This is a genomic window from Ruegeria sp. AP12 (assembly GCF_056540025.1).
Map to the genome: position 1 here is coordinate 502,392 of NZ_JBQFVZ010000001.1, position 19,146 is coordinate 521,537.

20 protein-coding genes are annotated in these 19,146 nt (G+C 60.3%); 5 read left to right on the forward strand and 15 right to left on the reverse strand.

The features are described from left to right. Window positions 1-297, forward strand: coding sequence for a DUF7742 family protein (locus ACR0E6_RS02550; protein WP_480580717.1), 297 nt, complete (start codon window positions 1-3; stop codon window positions 295-297). Here the strand turns inward: ACR0E6_RS02550 and ACR0E6_RS02555 are convergent. Beyond that, window positions 278-559 carry a TraR/DksA family transcriptional regulator gene (locus ACR0E6_RS02555; RefSeq protein ID WP_480580719.1) on the reverse strand — a complete coding sequence of 94 codons (282 nt, stop codon included), beginning with the start codon at window positions 557-559 and terminating at the stop codon, window positions 278-280. The two genes, ACR0E6_RS02550 and ACR0E6_RS02555, sit on opposite strands and share 20 nt — an antisense overlap. A gap of 140 nt (window positions 560-699) precedes the next feature. Between ACR0E6_RS02555 and cysE the strand changes: the two genes are divergently transcribed. After that, on the forward strand, window positions 700-1,509 hold the full coding sequence (gene cysE, locus ACR0E6_RS02560) for a serine O-acetyltransferase (RefSeq protein ID WP_170519339.1): 810 nt from the start codon (window positions 700-702) through the stop codon (window positions 1,507-1,509). Between the two features lie 3 nt (window positions 1,510-1,512). On the opposite strand, the gene ACR0E6_RS02565 is transcribed toward cysE, so the two are convergent. The 7 genes from ACR0E6_RS02565 to ACR0E6_RS02595 form a co-directional block, all read right to left on the reverse strand. Further along, complete coding sequence (locus ACR0E6_RS02565; RefSeq protein ID WP_480580721.1) at window positions 1,513-1,755, reverse strand: hypothetical protein; 243 nt, start codon at window positions 1,753-1,755, stop codon at window positions 1,513-1,515. 147 nt (window positions 1,756-1,902) lie between these two features. Beyond that, window positions 1,903-3,201 (reverse strand): pyruvate dehydrogenase complex dihydrolipoamide acetyltransferase, encoded by a 1,299-nt coding sequence (locus ACR0E6_RS02570; RefSeq protein ID WP_480580723.1) that lies wholly within the window; start codon window positions 3,199-3,201, stop codon window positions 1,903-1,905. Window positions 3,202-3,215: 14 nt separating this feature from the next. Further along, window positions 3,216-3,701, reverse strand: coding sequence for a hypothetical protein (locus ACR0E6_RS02575; RefSeq protein WP_170449933.1), 486 nt, complete (start codon window positions 3,699-3,701; stop codon window positions 3,216-3,218). Between the two features lie 3 nt (window positions 3,702-3,704). Beyond that, on the reverse strand, window positions 3,705-5,069 hold the full coding sequence (locus ACR0E6_RS02580; protein ID WP_480580726.1) for a pyruvate dehydrogenase complex E1 component subunit beta: 1,365 nt from the start codon (window positions 5,067-5,069) through the stop codon (window positions 3,705-3,707). 15 nt (window positions 5,070-5,084) lie between these two features. Beyond that, window positions 5,085-6,074: a pyruvate dehydrogenase (acetyl-transferring) E1 component subunit alpha gene (gene pdhA / locus ACR0E6_RS02585; RefSeq protein ID WP_170449937.1), complete on the reverse strand. Its 990-nt coding sequence runs from the start codon at window positions 6,072-6,074 to the stop codon at window positions 5,085-5,087. Window positions 6,075-6,243: 169 nt separating this feature from the next. Continuing rightward, complete coding sequence (locus ACR0E6_RS02590) at window positions 6,244-6,543, reverse strand: septum formation initiator family protein (protein WP_170449939.1); 300 nt, start codon at window positions 6,541-6,543, stop codon at window positions 6,244-6,246. 148 nt (window positions 6,544-6,691) lie between these two features. Continuing rightward, on the reverse strand, window positions 6,692-7,882 hold the full coding sequence (locus ACR0E6_RS02595; protein ID WP_480580728.1) for a phosphoglycerate kinase: 1,191 nt from the start codon (window positions 7,880-7,882) through the stop codon (window positions 6,692-6,694). Window positions 7,883-8,018: 136 nt separating this feature from the next. Between ACR0E6_RS02595 and ACR0E6_RS02600 the strand changes: the two genes are divergently transcribed. Then, a complete protein-coding gene (locus ACR0E6_RS02600) occupies window positions 8,019-8,525 on the forward strand; it encodes a peptidylprolyl isomerase (RefSeq protein WP_170449943.1) in 507 nt (168 codons plus the stop codon). Further along, window positions 8,518-9,075: a peptidylprolyl isomerase gene (locus tag ACR0E6_RS02605; protein WP_480580731.1), complete on the forward strand. Its 558-nt coding sequence runs from the start codon at window positions 8,518-8,520 to the stop codon at window positions 9,073-9,075. The genes ACR0E6_RS02600 and ACR0E6_RS02605 overlap by 8 nt, the downstream gene beginning before the upstream one ends. Window positions 9,076-9,121: 46 nt before the next feature. Here ACR0E6_RS02605 and ACR0E6_RS02610 read toward each other — a convergent pair whose 3' ends face one another. The 7 genes from ACR0E6_RS02610 to ACR0E6_RS02640 all read right to left on the reverse strand — a co-directional run bounded on the left by ACR0E6_RS02610 (window position 9,122) and on the right by ACR0E6_RS02640 (window position 15,655). Next, window positions 9,122-10,411: a hypothetical protein gene (locus ACR0E6_RS02610; protein ID WP_480580733.1), complete on the reverse strand. Its 1,290-nt coding sequence runs from the start codon at window positions 10,409-10,411 to the stop codon at window positions 9,122-9,124. A gap of 147 nt (window positions 10,412-10,558) precedes the next feature. Beyond that, window positions 10,559-11,248, reverse strand: coding sequence for an aquaporin Z (gene aqpZ, locus ACR0E6_RS02615; protein ID WP_480580735.1), 690 nt, complete (start codon window positions 11,246-11,248; stop codon window positions 10,559-10,561). 113 nt (window positions 11,249-11,361) lie between these two features. Then, a complete protein-coding gene (locus ACR0E6_RS02620) occupies window positions 11,362-12,171 on the reverse strand; it encodes a M90 family metallopeptidase (RefSeq protein ID WP_480580737.1) in 810 nt (269 codons plus the stop codon). A gap of 119 nt (window positions 12,172-12,290) precedes the next feature. Next, window positions 12,291-12,791 carry a polymer-forming cytoskeletal protein gene (locus ACR0E6_RS02625; protein ID WP_170519312.1) on the reverse strand — a complete coding sequence of 167 codons (501 nt, stop codon included), beginning with the start codon at window positions 12,789-12,791 and terminating at the stop codon, window positions 12,291-12,293. Beyond that, window positions 12,781-14,112 carry a DUF5930 domain-containing protein gene (locus ACR0E6_RS02630; protein ID WP_170449955.1) on the reverse strand — a complete coding sequence of 444 codons (1,332 nt, stop codon included), beginning with the start codon at window positions 14,110-14,112 and terminating at the stop codon, window positions 12,781-12,783. The genes ACR0E6_RS02625 and ACR0E6_RS02630 overlap by 11 nt, the downstream gene beginning before the upstream one ends. A gap of 175 nt (window positions 14,113-14,287) precedes the next feature. Then, window positions 14,288-15,106 carry a ferritin-like domain-containing protein gene (locus ACR0E6_RS02635; protein ID WP_480582196.1) on the reverse strand — a complete coding sequence of 273 codons (819 nt, stop codon included), beginning with the start codon at window positions 15,104-15,106 and terminating at the stop codon, window positions 14,288-14,290. An 87-nt stretch (window positions 15,107-15,193) separates the two neighbouring features. Beyond that, the gene (locus ACR0E6_RS02640; RefSeq protein ID WP_480580739.1) at window positions 15,194-15,655 is read right to left on the reverse strand and encodes a peroxiredoxin; all 462 of its coding nucleotides are present in this window, start codon (window positions 15,653-15,655) and stop codon (window positions 15,194-15,196) included. A gap of 68 nt (window positions 15,656-15,723) precedes the next feature. Here ACR0E6_RS02640 and ACR0E6_RS02645 point away from each other — a divergent pair, with 68 nt between their 5' ends. After that, on the forward strand, window positions 15,724-19,107 hold the full coding sequence (locus ACR0E6_RS02645) for a YhdP family protein (protein WP_480580741.1): 3,384 nt from the start codon (window positions 15,724-15,726) through the stop codon (window positions 19,105-19,107). Window positions 19,108-19,146 lie beyond the last annotated feature (39 nt).

Below are 19,146 nucleotides of genomic sequence, written 5' to 3' on the forward strand. Positions count from 1 at the left end.
ATGCGTCCGGTTCTTCACGGCGATCTCAGTTCGGCGGCGCGGGCCTTGCTGGCCGCGCCGCGCCTTAGCCGCAAGCGCCTGTGCGTGCAGATGATTGCCGAGGCGGAGCTGGCCGACGCCCATGTTCAGAAAACCGGGCGTCTGCATCCGCTTTATGGCAACGGCTCGCTTATGGCCACAGCGTGCACTCGGGTTCTGGCGGATGAGCCGGGGTTTGACGACGTGCAATATTGTCAGTGTTTTGAAATGGTTCTGCGACAGTTGATCCGTTTTCACATCAGCCGGACGCGCAACTGACACATTTACTGGCCGCCAGATCCAGCTTCAGGCGGCCATCGGGAATCCGCTCGCCACAATCCTCGCAATAGCCGTATTCACCGTCCTCAAGGCGTTGCAATGCGGTGTTCAGGCGGTGGGCTTCAATATCTCGGTTGGCCTGCTGCGCCTTGGCCATGGCCTGATTTTGCAGCGCATCCATGCGGCTGAGCCGTCCGACCGCTTGCTGATCCAATTCCACCACAGCCTGTGCCTGCTGCCCCGAGGCGGAAAGTGCCGACAATTCGGCCAATCGCTCGCGAATTTGTGTCTCAAAATAACGGCGCTGGGACTCTTCATTTTTGTTGCGATGCAGTTCACGGGTTTGCGTTTGGTGTTTTTGCCACTAAATGGCATTCTAGGCGCAGCAAAGGATCAAAAGCTATGTTCAAAAAGCGCAGCCATGTGACACAAGTCGACCCGGTTTGGGATCGCATCACCTCGGAAGCCACCGAAGCGGTGGAGCAAGAGCCGCTGATGGGCGGGCTGGTGCATGCCTGTATCCTGCACCATCGCAGCCTTGACCGGGCTTTGTCCTATCGGGTTTCGGCCAAGCTGTGCTCGAACGAGATGTCGATGATGGTCCTGCGCGAGATCGTGGATGAGGCTTATGCCGACGATCCAAGCCTGGTCGAAGCGGCGCGGGCCGATTTGATGGCCGTATATGAACGCGATCCGGCGTGCCACCGCCTGTTGCAGCCGATTCTATATTTCAAGGGCTATCAGGCCATGCAGGCCTACCGGGTTGCACATTGGCTGTGGACCAAGGGCCGGCACGATCTGGCCTATTTCTTCCAGATGCGCTCGTCCGAGATTTTCGGGATCGACATTCACCCGGCTGCCAAGATCGGCAAGGGCATCATGATCGACCACGCCCACTCCATCGTGATCGGCGAAACTGCGGTTGTGGGCGACAATGTCTCGATGCTGCATTCGGTGACGTTGGGCGGGACCGGCAAGGAAGAGGAACAGCGCCATCCCAAGATCGGGAACGGTGTTCTGATCGGTGCCGGAGCCAAGGTTCTGGGCAATATCGAGGTCGGCCATTGCAGCCGTATCGCGGCCGGGTCCGTGGTTCTGCAACCCGTGCCATCGTGTAAAACCGTGGCCGGTATTCCCGCCAAGATCGTGGGCGAGGCCGGATGCGATCAGCCCTCGATCTCGATGGATCACATGCTGGGCAAGGACCAGTAAGGATCAGTTCAAGCGGTTCTTCTTTCGGTTCAACCGCTTGAGCCGTCGTTCCTCACGCCGTTTTTTCCGCTCTTCAAAGCGCTGTTTCTGCTCGGCTTTTTGCTGGGCGATCACGGCGGGGTCGCTGGATTTGAACTTGGAGTTCTCACCCGGATAACTGTTGGGCTTGGCGATGGCCGCAGCGGGCAGCGCGGTCGCCGTCAGAGCGATCAGTAACAGGGTTTTTGTGGTAGTTCCTAAAGCCATGGCGCACCTGTGCATCTGTGTGTTCGATGCATCCAAGGTGGTATGGGATCGGGTATTGGGCAATTGCCCGGGCGATCACGCCCGCTCACATCATGGCGGTGATCGCAAAAGGTCCCGCCGGGTTTGGACCCGGCGGGAGCGTTTCGTTCAGGCCAGCATGACCATCGGGTTTTCCAGATTGTCGACGATGGCCTGCAGCAGTTCAGCCCCAAGCGCGCCGTCAATGACGCGGTGATCGACCGACATGGTAACGGACATGACGGTGGCAACGGCCAGTTCTCCGTCATCGCCCACAACCGGTTTCTTGACACCGGAACCAACAGCCAGAATGCCCGCATGCGGCGGGTTCACGATGGCGTCGAAATTGTCGATGCCAAACATGCCCAGGTTCGAGATTGCAAACGTGCCGCCCTGATATTCATGCGGGGCCAGCTTTCGCTCGCGCGCGCGACCAGCAAGATCTTTCATCTCGGTCGAAAGGGCCGAGAGCGATTTGGTGTCGGCATCCTGCAGGACCGGAGTGAACAAGCCGCCTTCGATGGCGACGGCGACAGCCACGTCCGAGGGTTTCAATTGCAGCACGCGGTCACCCGCCCAAACCGCATTGCAGGCCGGAACCTGTTGCAGCGCGTTGGCGACGGCCTTGATGATGAAGTCATTGACGCTCAGCTTGACGCCACGGCCTTCCAACTGCTTGTTCAACTGGCTGCGGAATTTCAGCAGCGCGTCCAGCTTGATGTCGCGGCGCAGGTAGAAATGCGGGATGGTCTGTTTCGCTTCGGACAGGCGCGCGGCGATGGTTTTGCGCATTCCGTCGAGTTTGATTTCCTCGTACTCGCGAGTTTCGTACATCCGGGCGACAGCATCTGCCGATGGGCCAGCCGGGGCAGCAGCCGCCGGAGCCGCTGCGGCGGGTGCCGGGGCGGCAGCAGGTGCCGTTGCGGTTGCGCCTTCGACATCCGCCTTGACGATACGACCATGCGGGCCGGACCCAGCGATCTGCGCCAGATCAAGACCTTTCTGCGCAGCGATGCGACGGGCCAGCGGCGAGGCAAAGATCCGTCCACCATCCGCCTTGACCGGAGCCGCTGGGGCAGGGGCGGGTGCCTCGGATGCCGCTGGCGCGGCAGCCTCGTTACCCGCGGCGGCTGGGGCCGCCTCAGGAGAATTGGCAGGTGTGGCCGCGATATCATCAGCGCTTTCGCCATCTTCCAGCAGGACTGCAATGGCGGTGTTGACCTTGACGCCTTCGGTGCCCTCGGGGATCAGGATTTTTCCGATGGTGCCTTCGTCGACGGCCTCGAACTCCATCGTGGCCTTGTCGGTTTCGATCTCGGCCAGCAGATCGCCGGAGGATACGGTGTCGCCCTCTTTGACCAGCCATTTGGCAAGCGTGCCTTCCTCCATGGTGGGCGAAAGGGCGGGCATCAGAATTTCGGTGGGCATGTCTTCATGTCCTCTTACTTCGAAAATGAGTAGATCAGCGTTGCGATATCGATCAGGAGAATGGCTGCGCAGAAGGTGACGAACACCCCCACGACCACAGAGCGCGCCTTGGAGACGCGCGGATGGTTCTGTTCAAGCCATTCGGTGAACTGGCCCAGGGCGGCTGCGTCGCTGTGTTCGATGGCGGCCAGATAATCCATGCCCAGCTGCAGGCGCTGCTGTTCGAGCACGATGTAAATGACCGAGGCATAGGACACGACACAGGCGACACACAGCATGGCCCGGATCGGCCAGGCGCTTGTCAGACTGCCTTCGACTGACAGCAGATCGAACTGAAGCTGGTCGAAGGCATCCAGATTGAACGCGATGCTGACAAAGGAGACCAACAGGAACGCCGCACAAACATAAAGAAGGTTGCGGTTATTGTCCTTGCGCGCCGAGACGAGGCTTTCGAAAAGCCAGTCCACGCCCGCAGGATTATGTACGTTCCCGGGGGTCATTGCCTATCGGTAGGTCACTTGTTTGACCGCCGCGATGACCTCATCCGTGGTCACCAGCGCCAGCTTTTCAAGGTTCGCCGCATAGGGCATCGGAACATCCTTGCCGGTGCAGTTGATGACTGGTGCGTCGAGGTAATCGAACGCTTCCTGCATCACCACCGAGCTGATGTAACTGCCGACCGAGCCTTGCGGCCAGCCTTCTTCGACCGTGACCAGACGGTTGGTTTTCATCACCGAGTTGATGATCGCGCCGGTGTCCATCGGGCGGATGGTGCGCAGGTCGATCACTTCGGCGCTGATGCCGTCTTCGGCCAGCTTGTCGGCGGCTTCCAGCGCGTATTGCATGCCGATGCCAAAGCTGACGATGGTCACGTCCGAGCCCTCGCGCCAGATGCGCGCTTTGCCCAGTGGGATGGTCAGGTCATCCACTTGCGGCATGTCGAAGGACCGGCCGTAGAGGATTTCGTTTTCAAGGAAGATCACCGGGTTGGGGTCGCGGATCGCCGATTTCAGCAGGCCTTTGGCGTCAGCTGCGGAATAAGGCATGACGACTTTCAGGCCGGGGATCTGCATGTACCATGCCGCGTAGTCCTGAGAGTGCTGCGCGGCCACGCGGGCGGCGGCACCATTGGGACCACGGAACACGATGGGGCAGCCCATCTGACCACCGGACATATACAGCGTCTTGGCGGCAGAGTTGATGATCTGGTCAATCGCCTGCATGGCGAAGTTGAAGGTCATGAACTCGACAATCGGTTTCAGACCACCAAAGGCCGAACCGACCGCGATACCGGCAAAGCCATGTTCGGTGATCGGGGTGTCGATCACGCGTTTGGAGCCGAATTCGTCCAGCAGGCCCTGGGAGATTTTGTACGCGCCCTGATACTCGGCGACTTCCTCGCCCATCAGGAAGACATCCTGGTCGTTGCGCATTTCCTCGGCCATCGCGTCCCGCAGGGCTTCGCGTACGGTTTCGGACTTCATTTCGGCATCGGCGGGCCAGTCGGGGGACAGATCGACCACCGGGGCAGCCTGGGCAGGAGCGGGGGCCTCAACCGCCGCAGGGGCGGCCTCGGCCACCGCTGCGGCTGCGGGTGCAGCCGCGGGCAGGGCGGAGGCGTCTTCGCCTTCCTCAACAAGGATCGCGATGGGGGTGTTCACCTTGACCCCTTCGGTGCCTTCGGCGATCAGGATTTTGCCGACGATACCTTCATCCACCGCTTCGAACTCCATCGTCGCCTTGTCGGTTTCGATCTCGGCCATGATGTCGCCCGAGGATACGGTGTCGCCTTCCTTGACCAGCCATTTGGCCAGCGTGCCCTCTTCCATCGTAGGCGAAAGGGCGGGCATGAGAATTTCGGTTGCCATGTCTTAGTCGTCCTCTCAGGCGTAAATATCGGTCCAGAGCTCTTCGACGGAAGGCTCGGGGCTTTCTTTCGAGAATTCGGCGGCCTGATTGACGATCTCTTTGATTTCCTTGTCGATCGCTTTCAGGTCATCCTCGGAGGCGTGTTTGCCGGACAGCAGCAGCTCACGCACATGCTCGATCGGGTCGCTTTGTTCGCGCACCTTCTGAACCTCTTCCCGGGTCCGGTACTTGGCCGGGTCGGACATCGAGTGGCCGCGATAGCGGTAGGTCTTGACCTCAAGGATGTAAGGGCCTTTGCCCGAACGGCAGTGAGCCACGGCTTTTTCACCGGCTTCCTTGACGGCCAGCACATCCATGCCGTTCACGATTTCGCCGGGGATGCCGAACGCCTCGCCCCGGTGATAGATGTCCTTGGTCGAGGTCGACCGCGCCTGAGCGGTACCCATGGCGTACTGGTTGTTCTCGATCACGAACACCACGGGCAGGTCCCACAGGGCGGCCATGTTGAAGGTCTCATAGACCTGTCCCTGGTTTGCCGCACCGTCCCCGAAATAGGTGAAGGTGACACCGCCGTTTTCTTTGTACTTGTCCGCAAAGGCCAGACCGGCCCCAAGCGGAACCTGCGCACCAACGATGCCGTGGCCGCCATAGAAATGCTTCTCTTTCGAGAACATGTGCATCGAGCCGCCTTTGCCCTTGGACAAGCCGCCCTCGCGCCCGGTCAGTTCGGCCATCACGCCGCCCGGATCCATGCCGCAGGCCAGCATATGGCCGTGATCGCGGTACGAGGTGATGCGTTTGTCACCGTCCTGTGCCGCAGCCTCGAGGCCGACAACCACCGCTTCCTGACCGATATACAGGTGGCAGAACCCGCCGATCAGACCCATGCCATAAAGCTGGCCAGCCTTTTCTTCGAATCGGCGGATCAGCAGCATTTCGCGGTAGTAGGTTTTAAGCTCTTCCGCAGAAACATTTGGTTTCTTTGTGGTTTTTCGCGCAGCCATCGTGGCGATCTCCCCCTTTCGGACAGATAGTTTAGCGTTAAACTATCTTTTAGAGCATTTGCGACAGTCTGGCGAGTGCAAATGTGACGCAGCGTCGCCAGACGCGGATTCCGGCTGGCACGTGATGATAGGTTTTCGAAAAAATATGGGGCAGCGGGTGTGGGGCGGTTTACCGGATCACGATCTCATCGGCGCGGATCATGCCCAGAACCGAGCGGGCCTGCTGATCCAGAAGGTCCAGATCCAGATAGGTATCCGATAGCCTGCGGGTCAGGTTTTCCATTTCGGTGATCTCCGCATCCAAATTGGCCAGATCGCGCGACAGAGCGTCCCGTTCCGCTGCAATCTCGACCCGTCGGAACAGGCCATAGTCACCCTGCACGGCGGCAAAGGTGAAATAGACACCCAGCATGAAAGCCACCGAGAAGAAAGCAACTGAGCCCAAACCGGGGCGATTGGAACGGGACACTCTGTTTACCGCCGTATGAAAACTTGCCTCAATAACGGGTCCTTTTCGAACCTCTGTCAGCACTATGTCACAGGCGATTCGCGATGTGAATCCCCTGATTCGCAAAAATGTCAGCCTGAGTCAGAATGTCTCGCCGCGCAGGCCTGCGTCACTGTTCCAGCGCTGCGACGCCGGGCAGGGTTTTGCCTTCCATCCACTCAAGGAACGCGCCGCCCGCTGTCGAGATGTACGAGAAATCATGCGCAGCGCCCGAGGCATTCAGCGCCGCAACCGTGTCACCGCCACCCGCGACCGAGACCAATTGGCCCGACCGTGTCAGCGCCGCGGCTTTCAGCGCGGCGGCATTTGTGGCCGCGTCAAACGGTTCCAGTTCGAACGCGCCCAGCGGGCCGTTCCAGATCAGCGTCTGGCTTTTTGCGAAAATCTCCGAGATCGCGGCGACGCTTTCTGGGCCTGCGTCAAGGATCATACCCTCGTCAGGGCAGTGATCGGCGGGCAGCACCTGATGCGGGGCATTTGCCGCAAAGTTCTCGGCCACAACGATATCGGTGGGCAGGACAATAGTGCAGCCCGAGGTTTCGGCCTTGGCCAAGATCTCGGCAGCGGTGTCCTTCATCTCACGCTCGGCCAGCGATTTGCCGACGCTGATCCCCTTGGCGACAAGGAAGGTGTTCGCCATGCCGCCGCCGATCACCAGGTAATCCACCTTGTCGATCAGATTGCCCAGCAGTTCCAACTTAGTCGACACTTTCGCGCCGCCCACAACTGCGGTCACGGGGCGTTTTGGGGCACCCAGAGCGCCCTCCAAAGCCTGCAATTCAGCTTGCATCAAACGGCCCGCGCAGGCGGGCAGAAGGCGGGCCAGCGCCTCGGTCGAGCTGTGGGCGCGGTGCGCGGCTGAAAACGCGTCGTTGCAATAGACATCGCCCAGCTTGGCCATACCTGCGGCCAGGTCAGCGTCATTCTTGGTCTCGGCTGCGTGAAAGCGGGTGTTTTCCAGCAGCAGAACCTGACCCGGTTGCAGGGCCTCTGCGGCCAGTTCCGCCTCGGTGCCGACGCAATCGGCGGCAAACAGGACAGGGGCATCAAAGGCGCTTTCCAATGTCGGGACCAGCTGCTTCAGCGACAAGTTCTCGCGCCGCTCGCCGCCCGGACGCCCGAAATGTGCCAGCAGGATCGGTTTGCCACCCGCCGCCAGAATGTCGCGCACGGTGGGCACAATCCGTTCGATCCGCGTGGCGTCGGTGACAACGCCGTCCACGACGGGCACGTTGATGTCCACGCGCACCAAGACGCGTTTGCCGTTCAGGTCCATGTCGTCCAGCGTTTTCCAGCCCATCGTGCAATCCTTCGTGAGTTTGATACCGATTTAGGCGGTTCTTTTCCTTCATTTTGCCCTCAGGTCAATGCGTCACTTGGCATTCACGCGCCCGGCGCATAGGTATTTGCGCAAGACAAAACGACAGGAGGGCCAGATGGCCGAAATCAAGGATCCCGAAAACACCATCATCATCGAGCTGAAAGACGGCAATGTCGTGATCGAGCTGCTGCCCGATGTGGCCCCGCAGCACAGCGCGCGGATGAAGGAACTGGCCCGTGGGGGCGAGTATGACAACGTGGCCTTCCACCGTGTGATCGACGGCTTCATGGCGCAAACCGGCGACGTGCAGCATGGCGACATGGAAGACGGGTTCAACCTGCGCATGGCGGGCACGGGTGGCTCATCGCTGCCGAACGTTCCGGCGGAGTTTTCGAAGTTGCCGCACGATCGCGGGACGCTGGGCGCGGCACGGTCGCAGAACCCGGACTCGGCCAACTCGCAGTTCTTCATCAACTTCAAGGACAACCACTTCCTGAACGGTCAATACACCGTTTATGGCCGCGTCATCGAAGGTATGGAGCATGTGGACGCCATCACTCGTGGCGAGCCGCCTGCAAGCCCCGATCGCATGATCAGCGTGAAAGTGGCTGCAGATGCGTAAGCTGGCCGCCGCTTTTGCCCTGCTGGCCAGCCCGGCGCTGGCCACGGGGCTTCAGATCGAGGTCGAAGGAGAAGGGGCCAACGGCACCATCACCGTCGACCTGTTCGAAGATCTGGCGCCCCAGCATGTCGAACAGATCACCGCGCTGGCCAGCGAAGGCCAATATGACGGTGTCGTGTTCCACCGCGTGATCGACGGATTCATGGCCCAGACCGGGGATGTTCAGTATGGCGACCAGTCGGACGCGTCCTTTGATATGCGTTACGCCGGTCGTGGCGGCTCGGACCGTCCTGATCTGCCTGCCGAGTTTTCGGACCGCACCTTTGATCGCGGTATCGTTGGCATGGCGCGGTCAAACGACCCGGATAGCGCGAACTCGCAGTTTTTCATCATGTTCGATCCGGGCCCGTTCCTGGATGGTCAGTACACCGTCGTCGGTCAGGTCACCGAAGGGATGGAGGTGGTCGATGCGATCAAACGCGGTCACTCTCAGACCGGGGCGGTCACAGGCCAGCCTGACGTGATGAAAACCGTCACGGTCATCGAATAAACCTGTGTCCCGGCGCGGCTGACCGCGCCGGGATACCCATTTCGGATCAGTTCACCTTTTCCGAACGGCGCGGCGGGGTTGGCAGAACAGCTTGCCGGATCCGCGCCAGCATTCCGTATTCATTCACATGCCGCTGATAGGCCCGGTACGACGGTGCCTGAGACAAGCACCGTTCCTCATGCCAGGCGCGCAGGAAATAGATGACGTTGATGCCCAACAGCGCCACGCAATTGGCCACACCGGTCCAGAAATCCACGGCGATGAACGGGATCGATACCATCCACCAGCTGAGGTTCTTGCTGATATAGGCGGGGTGTTTGGTGATGTTATAGGGGAAATCGCAGGCCAGACCGCGATAGGTGAGGTTCGAAAACCGCAGCCCCATTCGTGCTGAGGCCAGAGTGTAGATGAACAGGCAGAACAGGATCGTGCAGCCCCAGATCGTATAGATGACCGGGTAATCCCACAGCCACGCGCCCCAGGCGAACCCGTCCTGCACATAATTGAAGTACTCGCGCGACAGCACCTGCCAGAAGGGCGAATAACACAGCACGCAGACCAGCCAGCCGCTGACGGTCGTTTCCGTCCACCGGATATGGGACATCAACAGTCGCGTGGCCGTTGCGTATCCGATCACCACGATGGTCAGGTCAAGGAAGAAGGAAAACCGGTAGAGGTATTCGTAAACCTCGGGAAAGGTTGTGGCCTCCCATAGCGATCGCGACTGAAAGAAGCTCCAGTCATAGACCAGATAGCAGAACATCAGTGGCAGAAAGAAGCCTTTGACCAACAGGCCCAGCAGATAGACCTTGAGGCCGCGCGCGTGCAGCGACTCTTGCCCAAGCGTCAGGACAACCCGGCCCAGATGCCACATCCCGTCGCGGGGATGGCGCATCATGAAATGGACGGATGTGACGACGCTTAGAACGACGGTCAGGATCAGCCACCAATAGTCGGCAAGCAGGGAAAAGAAGGGCCAGTACCAGTCGCCGTGGTACAGGTCGGCGGACCAATAGACCAAGGCCAGTAGCGCGGCGCTGGTTGCCAACCCCACCAGCTTGATCTGGTAGGCCCGAATATAGGCGGGGTCACGGAAGTTCTGTGGTTTGTAGACCAGCCCGCTGCCGGGCATCCGGTGCAGCTTGCAAATGGCGAATTCAGCCGCAGCCATCAGCGCAAAGATCGTCAGGGCAAACAAAACCGTTTGATCCCGGTCAGACACACTTGGCATTTCAGGCCAGAGGTAATGCAGGATCGGAATGCCCAGCATCGCAATCCATCCGGGCGTCACCGGAATAGCCGAGGCAGGGCGTTTGAAACCGGTTCCGGAGGTCATGAAAAATCTCTCATACACATAAGCCGGAGTTTTCGCCGCTTTTGGGCGAAATTCAACCAGCCAGTTCCAGGTACAAGAATTCTGCGCAGACTTGTGTCTTGCCGCAGTTCAACCGGCGCGACCCTTTTGGCCGCGCCGTGAAGGGGTTCAGTCGTCGGACGCCATTGCCTTCCAGATCAGGGCACCAATGGCTCCGCCGATCAGTGGCGCGACCCAGAACAACCAAAGCTGCGCAAGGGCAGGGCCGTCGGCAAACAGGGCAACCCCGGTCGACCGCGCCGGGTTGACCGACGTGTTGGTCACCGGGATCGAGATCAGGTGGATCAGGGTCAGGCCCAGACCAATGGCGATGGGCGCAAAGCCAGCAGGTGCTTTGTCGGACGTTGCGCCAAGGATGATCAGCAGGAAGAACGCGGTCATCACGATCTCGATCACCAGCGCGGACATCATCGAATAACCTTCCGGCGATGCCTCGCCATACCCGTTCGAGGCGAATCCTCCGACACCCTCAAACCCGGGCGCGCCGCTGACAATCACATAAAGAACAACGGCTGCAACAATGGCCCCGGCGACCTGAGCGATCCAATAGGGGATCAGATCCTTGGCGTCGAACCGCCCGCCGAACATCAGGCCAAGGCTGACAGCCGGGTTGAAATGCCCGCCCGAGATCGGACCGACCGCATAGGCCATGGTCAGAACCGTCAGGCCAAAGGCAAAGGACACGCCCAGCCAGCCGATCCCGACATCGGCAACACCCGCCGCCAGAACCGCACTGCCGCAACCGCCCAGCACCAGCCAGAATGTGCCGATAAACTCGGCCATCAATTTGGATGACATGGAAACTCCTCCGTTAAACCAATGGTTTTTAGTCTAATTCAGGAAATGCCATTTGTTAATTTTTTTGAGAAAGGGGAGTTTTTCCCGGCTTTCGTCAAATGCGGTAGGTTTGGCTAATTCCAGCTGACCGGGTCCAGCTGAAACAGTTGAGACAGTTGGTCATAGACGTCTGGATTGCTGGATTTCAGCGCCCGCGGTCGTTCGAAGAAAACCTCGACCGAGACGGCAAAGAACTCTTCATGGCCTTCGGCACCGTATGGGTCGATGACAGTGGGGTGTCCGGCTTCGACGGCGCGGACATGGGCGTCATAGGCGGATACAAAAACGCGTTCCCAGTCGGCATAGCTTTGTCCTCGGCTTAGAACCGGCACGCCATCCGTGCCGCCTGAAAGGTCGTCGATCTGATGTGCGAATTCGTGAAAGACGACGTTGTGCCCGTCATGGTCGTTCAACGCGCCTTGCTGGCTGTGCGCCCAGGACAGGATCACCGGCCCCCGGTTCCAGCTTTCCCCGGTGCGCACGATCTCTTTCTCGGTCACAACATAGCCGCTGCGCCGTTGTTGGCGGGACTTAAAGGCGTTCGGATAGATCAGAATGGTGGTCAGGTTGTCGAACCACATATCGGTGTTCACGACCAGCAGGCAGGCTTGGGCTGAGATCGACAACCGCATATCCTCGGTCACTTCCAGCCCGTCACAGCCATAGAAGCTGACCTGGTTTTGAAACAGGTTCATCTTGCCTTCAAGCTTGGCGCGCAGCTCGGACGGCAGGCGTTCGACAATCGGGACCATCGTCTCAATCGTCTGGCGCTGAGACGCAGTTAGCGGCGTTGCCAGCAACTGCGCACGCGCCTGTCTGCGCGACCACAGGTAGTAGGCAACGACAGCAGCGATCAGGGCAACAACGCTTAGAAACATGAACATGGCGCGAGCCTAAGCCAGTTCCCGCCTGACGGGAAACGCAAAACGGCCCGGCGCAGGTCCAAAAGAAAAACGCCGCAGGAAAGTCCTGCGGCGTTTTCGAATTCTATTCAGCGAATGGCTTACTGCTTGACTTCCGCCGCAGGGTTGCCACCGGATTTCGCGCTGCGACCCGGGTTCAGCGGATCGTCCTGACGCTGGACCGAGCCTTCGAAATGCGCGCCGCTTTCGATGGCGATGGTCTTGTGGATGATGTCGCCTTCAACCCGTGCGGTCGAGGTCAGGCGAACCTTCAGACCACGCACGCGGCCGACGATACGGCCATTGACCACAACGTCGTCGGCGGTGACTTCACCCTTGATGGTGGCGGTTTCGCCGATGGTCAGCAGATGCGCGCGGATGTCGCCTTCGACAGTGCCTTCAACCTGAATGTCGCCGGTTGTCTTGATGTTACCGGTGATGTGCAGGTCCGAGGACAGAACCGACGCGGGCGGCTTGGGCTTGGGCGCGGTGCTGGCCTTGGGCTCGGATGGTGCAGGGGCCGCCGGAGTCGCCGGAGCAGCAGGTTTCGCCGCCTCAGAATCCTTGGATGCGGGCTCGTTGATTTTGCTCTTAGAAAACATTTCTCGCAGCCTTAATGTAAGTCATTGGGTTCACAGGTTTTCCGTTCACGCGCACCTCATAGTGCAAATGCGTGCCGGTGGACCGTCCGGTGCTACCCATATCAGCAATATGATCCCCGCGCGAGACCCTTTGGCCAACCTTTACGTTGATCTTGGTGTTATGAGCATAAAGTGTCTCAATCCCGAAGGCATGCTTGATCTTCACAAGGCGGCCAAATCCGGATTGCCAGCCTGCATGGGTGACCACTCCATCAGCGGTTGCAAAGATGTCGGTGCCCTGAGGCCCGGCAAAATCAACGCCATTATGCATCCGCCGACCGCCGCTTTTGGGATCGCGGCGGGTGCCGAAGCCGCTGGTGAAACGCACGGCGGAATGGACCGGATTGGCAAAGGGCGCTTTTTCCGCAGCCAGACGGTACAGGTTCAGCTGATCCATCTGTTGCAGCAGTTTGTTGGCCCGGATTTCGTCAGCCGTCAGCTCTTCTTCAGTGCCGCGGCTGCTGAAGGATAAAGGGGTCAGCGGACCGCCCATACCGCTATATCCGCGCCGGACCTCTTCGATGATACGATCTGTGGGCATGCCTGCCTGACGGAACATTTTGTCCAGCGGCTCGACCGAGATTACCATGGCCTCTTCCAACTGGCGGAAGATCTCGTCGCTGCGTTCCTGCATCAGCTGGATTTCCAGCTCCAGCTCGTCGCGCTGATCCAGGGCATCCTGCGCATCGGTGGCGATCTGATCGCGTTCCTCCGCTGTGCGCGCCAGTGCCTCGGTCATGAATTCCATTTGTGCGGGGTTGGCGACCGCCGCCATATACATGTCTGATCCGTCAGCACCCTGTTGCAGGTTGGCAAGCTCGGTCCGAACCTCTTCGCGCTGTTTCATGGTCGCGCGCAGGGTGGTCTGGATGACTTCGATCCCGGTTTCCAACTCGCGCCGGCGGTTTTCCGAGGCCAGCAATTCGGACTGCATGGCCGAGATCTGCTCAAGCGCTGCATTGAACCGTTCATGCGCAGCCAGTGCTTCCTGCGCGCGGGAATCGCGTTCTGTGGACAGAATGTTCAGACGTTCCTGATAAGTCGCCTGATCGCGCTTTGCCTGCTCGCGGAAATTGCCGGATCCGATGCTGTCCATCAGCAGGATCGCGGTGGCAACCGTCGTCCAGCCCACCATCACGGCCACACCGGCAACAGCAGCTACCTGCGTTTCCGAGCTAAGCCGGATGAACCGCGTGTCTTGATCAGATTTCAGAAAAACCCGGCGTTCCGGAAAGCGGCGTTCAAGCCACGAGTGAAACTTAATTGCCAGACGTGTTCGCACGCGTCTTACCTCTCATCCCCAAGATCGGGACCGGTCGTGGTGCAGTAGCCGTCCCTTGGGGCGATTGCATAAACGGGTCGTGGCCATGCGGCAAGTTTGTTGACCAATTTGCCACAAACCTCGCAATTTTACCCCACGTGATCGGCGGGATTTTGCCGAAATTAACCGGCAAGGATCACTTTGAGACGGTGCCCGGCAAGGGCAGGTCTTCGGTCAGCGGCCAGTAGAAGTCGGGCGGCAACCCGGCCTCGGCGCGTTTTTCCTCGTTAAAGGGCGGTTTCAGCACGCCGTGGAAGTAACGCCTCACAAGCGTATGGAACACGTCCTTGGGGTCGGCATTCTCGCGCCCGCAGAGGAAGTGAAACCATTTCGAGCCATAGGCGACATGGCCCACCTCTTCGGCATAGATCACCTCTAACGCCGCGATGGCCTGTTCGGCTTTGGCCTTGCGGAAGATGTCGATCATGCTCGGCGTCACGTCCAGCCCGCGCGCTTCAAGCACCATGGGCACCACGGCCAAACGCCCCATCAGGTCCTCGGCGGTGTCTTCAGCAGCGCGCCACATGCCTGCATGGGCGGGCAGGGCGCCGTAATGGCTGCCCATCTGTTCCAGACAATCGCAAACCATCTCGAAATGGCGCGACTCTTCTTCGGCGCATTTGACCCAATCGTCGTAAAAGCCGATGGGCATGGGAACATGGCCAAAGCGCGCGATGATGTCCCAATGCAGGTCGACGGCGTTCAGCTCGATATGAGCAACCGCATGCAGCAGGGCGATCCGCCCGGCCTCGGTCCCCGGTTTGCGCTTTGGAACCTCGCGGGGCGACAGCAATTCGGGTTTGTCGGGGCGTGAGGGTTGCAGCGGTGGCGTTGCGGTGCCGATCTCAATCGGCTCGCCCTCACCCTTGCGGGCGGCAAACCAGGCGGCGGCATGGCGTTTGGACAGGGCGGTTTTCGCCCGCCCGTCCGCTGTGGTCAGAACCTCGGTGGCCATCTGGGTCAGTGTTTTGGGCACGGGTGCGCTCCGCCTGTTGATTGCAAGGCTGCGACATAAACCGGATGGCCGTCGGGGTCGAGGGACTTACATCGCCTTAACGGCCTCCAACACGGCCTCGACATGGCCGGGCACTTTGACCTTGCGCCAGATCTGCGCGATGCGCCCGTCGCCGTCGATGATGAAGGTAGACCGTTCGATCCCCATCGATTTGCGCCCATACATGTTCTTCTCGACCCAGACGCCATAATCCTCGCACACGGTTGAGTTCTCGTCGGACAGCAGCGGCGTGGTCAGCCCGTGTTTGGCGACGAACTTGTCATGCTTGGCCACGCTGTCGCGCGAGATGCCGAAAACTTGAGCGCCCGCATCCGCAAAGGCCTGAAGTTGTTCCGAGAAACCGATGGATTCCTTGGTACAGCCCGGCGTATCATCCCGAGGATAGAAGAACAGAACGACGGTACTGCCGCGCAGGTCCGAAAGGCGCACCTCGCCACCGCCGTCGCGCGGCAGGGTGAAATCGGGGGCCATGTCTGAAATGTCGGGCATTGGAAACTCCGCTAAAGGTTTTTAAAGGCTGCCCGAGATCATAGGGCGATACCAGCGGGTTAAAAGGCGTGAACAGCAAATTGGCGCAGCAGGAACAGCAAGGGGGCGATCCGCCGGAACGCACCCCACGCCGACGCTCGCGCCGACGGACGGCAGGTCTTTGGGCGATGCGGGGCACCATTCTGCTTGTGGTGCTGGCAGTGGTGGTCGGGTTCATGATGATCGGCCAGCGCATGCATGCCCCGGCATGGGTACGCGACCGGGTCGAGGCGCGGCTGGAACAGACCTTGGGCGGACTGCAAATCCGGTTCGGAGATGTCAGCTTTATCATCCACGAAGGATGGCGACCCCGCCTGCGCCTGACCGATGTCAGCATCAGCGATGCGGCGGGTCAGCAGATCGCTCAGGTCTCGGATATGCGGGCCAGCCTGGCCATGCGCCCGTTGCTGCGCGGCAACGTACGCCCCAAACGCATCATGCTGAGCGGCGCACAGATCGCACTGACCCGAGGGATGGATGGGGCGCTGACCCTGACGGTGGGCACCGATAGCTCTCCGGTGCAGGAGGCACCAAACCTGGCGCAGTTGATCGAATCCTCGGACGAGGTGTTCCTGTCGCCCATGTTGTCGGCGCTGACCTCAGTGCAGCTGGACGCGATCACACTGGATTACCGTGATCTGCGGCTGGGGCGGTCCTGGGTGCTGGATGGCGGCCACATCCAACTGACCCGCAACGACAATGAGATGCGGCTGGCGACGGGCTTCTCGGTTCTGTCGGGGCGCGATTATGTCAGCGGGATCGAGGCGAACTATACCAGCGTTCTGGGCACACCCGAGGCGCGGTTCGGTGTTTCAATCACCGATCTGCCGGCCGAGGATGTCTATGGCCAAAGCCCGGCGTTGGCGTGGTTGCAGGTGCTTCGAACGCCAATCTCCGGCGCGCTGCGCGGCAGTATTGACGGCGAAGGCGCGGTTGGGCCGCTGTTTGCCACGCTCAACCTTGGGGCCGGGGCGGTACAACCCAACCCCGAGACACGGCCAGTTCCCTTCGACTCGGCCCGCACCTATTTCACCTACAACCCCGTCGGGCATCAGATTGATTTCAACGAGGTTTCGGTGGTGTCCGCCTGGGGCTCGGTCCAGGCGGAAGGGAAGGCGTTTCTGCAAGGGGTGGAAAACGGCACCCTGGACAGCCTAGACGCACAGTTGCGCCTGACCGGCATCGACGCCAACCCGGCAGACCTGTTCCCCGAGGCGCTGAAGCTGCGGCAGGCCGATCTGGATTTCAAGATGACCTTCGCGCCGTTTCATCTGCGTCTTGGTCAGATGACCATCGAAGATGGGGATCACCGGGTGCGTGCGTCCGGTGATCTTGTGGGCCTGCCTGACGGGTGGTCGGTCGATCTGGACGCGCATCTGGATCGCATGACCTCGGATGAGGTGCTAAGCTACTGGCCCGAACGTCTGGCCCCCAAGCCGCGGGAGTGGGTGACAAAGAACCTGTATCAAGGCCTGCTGTCGGACATGGATTTTGCGCTGCGTCTGCGACCCGGGTCCAAGCCGGACCTCTATCTGGATTTCGGGTTCGAGGATGCAACGATCCGCTTTGTCAAAACCCTGCCGCCTATCGAAAACGCGCAAGGACAGGCCAGCCTGATAGATCGCCGCTTCACCGCGACAGCGCAGCGCGGGATTGTGATCGCGGATGAGGGCGGTGAGGTGGATGCCTCTGGGACGTCTTTCATCATTCCGGATACAAGCATCAAGAAATCCTCACCGGCGATTGCGCGGATCAAGGCGTCGGGCAGTGTCACGGCAGCATTGTCCTTGCTGGACCGGCCGCCGTTGTCACTGCTCAGCAAGGCCGGGCTGCCGGTTGATCTGGCGGATGGGACCGTCGCGCTGGCGGGTACTTTGTCACTGCCAATGAAGAAAGAGCTGCAGTTTCAGGACACGCAGTTCCACTTTGACGGCGATCTGGGAAATCTCAGCAGCGACAGGCTTGTCCCCGGATTTTTCGTCAGCGCCGATCTGCTGGATCTAAGCGGAGATCAGACCGGAGTTGAGATCGACGGTCAGGGCAACTTTGGCGACGTTCCGATTCAGGCCGCGTGGCGCCAACCGATCGACGGAAAAACGGCGCAGCGCAGTGAGCTGACGGGCCAGATCGAACTGTCCCCAAGGCTGATGCAGGAAATCAACGCAGGCCTGCCGGACGGGATGCTGACCGGGCAAGGCACGGCGGATATCAGCTTGGGCATCGGTGCAGGCGAACCGCCCAAGCTGTTGGCGACATCGGATCTGTCCGGGGTCGTGCTTGCCATCCCCGAACTGGGTTGGCGCAAAGGCGCGAACAGCACCGGTACTTTGATTGCCGACGTCACGTTGGGCGACCAGCTGAGCGTCGACTCCCTGCGTGTAGATGCGGCGGGATTGCGTACCAATGCTTCAATCTCTTTCCGCGAAGACGGCGAATTTGATCGCGTCCGCTTTAGCTCGTTCGATCTGGGCAATTGGCTGGCCGTTCCGGCGGAACTGATCAGCCGGGGCGGGGCGGTGCCGGATATTCGCGTTCTGGGCGGTGTCATGAATATGGGCGATGCAACCTTTGGCGAGGGCGGAGGTTCGGGCGGTGGCGGTCCGGGGCCAAAGCTGGATGTAACGCTGGATCGGCTGCAAGTGACCGAGACCGTGGCGCTGACCGGTTTCAAGGGGAACTTCCAGACCACGGGCGGTGTCACCGGCGGTTTCACGGCTGCGGTCAATGGCGGGGCCGCTGTGCGAGGGCAGGTGACACCGCGCGGCAACCGCAGTGCGGTCAGCCTGACGTCAAAGGACGCTGGGGCGGTGCTGCGATCAGCGGGGGTGCTGACGCAGGCGCGGGGCGGTGATCTGGACCTGCAGCTTGAGCCGGTGGCGGCCCTCGGCAGTTATGATGTGATCGTCAAGATCGTGAACACTCGCATTACCGACGCGCCCGCCATGGCGGCCCTGTTGAACGCCATCAGCCTTGTTGGCCTGCTGGATGAGATGGCGGGGCAGGGCATCTTCTTTTCGTCCATCGACAGCCGCATGCGGCTGACCCCAACGGACATCAAGGTGCTAAGCGGCAGTGCCGTTGGCCCGTCCATGGGCCTGTCGTTTGATGGCACAATTGATACCGTCAACGGTATGCTGGACCTGCGCGGCGCGATCTCTCCGATCTATCTGGTGAATGCGATTGGCAGTGTTCTGACGCGCAAAGGCGAAGGCGTGATCGGCTTTAACTACAGGCTGACCGGACCGCTGAGCGCGCCGAAAGTATCGGTGAACCCGCTGTCCGGTCTCGCACCTTTGTTCTTGCGCGACCTGCTGCGCCCACCTGCACCCAAAGTGTCCGACGGGCCAAATTCCCGGCCTCAGAAACCCGATGAGGTGAAACGTACCTATGGATCACCGCCAAGGGACAACTGATCCGGGGATATGGCCGAATCTGTTTTGGCCTTGTATGGC